Below are 529 nucleotides of genomic sequence, written 5' to 3' on the forward strand. Positions count from 1 at the left end.
GCCCTTCATCGAGGCGGCCTTGAGCTGCGAGGCATAGTCCTGCGGCGGCGCCTCGAGCGAGGTGTAGTCCCACACATGCGGCCCGGCCATCGCCTGGGTCATCAGCGCGGCGTCCTCCACGCTGCGGGTCAGCGGGCCGATATGGGTGGCGAGCTCGTTGTTCGACATCGGCCAGTTCGGAACGCGCCCATGCGTCGGCTTCAGACCATAGACGCCCGAGAAGTGTGCGGGCATGCGGATCGAGCCCGCCCCGTCGCCGCCCTGGTGCAGCGGTCCGTAGCCGCAGGCCGCCGCGACGCCCGCGCCTGAGGAGGAGGCTCCCGCATTCAGCCCCCTGCCCCAGGGATTGTGGGTGATGCCGGAGATCATCGCATGACTCACGCCCTTCCAGCCCCATTCGCTGGCCGAGGTCGTCTTGCCCATCATCATCCCGCCCGCCGAGAGCAGCCGGCTGACGCAGGGCGCATCCACGTCGGGGATGGTGCCCTGCAGGATGATGGTGGCGAAATCCGTCTGCACGCCCTTGGTG

At 69.0% G+C, this 529-nt stretch carries 1 protein-coding gene; it reads right to left on the bottom strand.

From position 1 onward, the window contains the following. Positions 1-529: amidase family protein (locus AC1DWF_RS38285; protein ID WP_476843618.1), on the bottom strand; the 529-nt coding region annotated here is incomplete at both ends.

This window comes from Aminobacter sp. P4_D5, assembly GCF_056401815.1.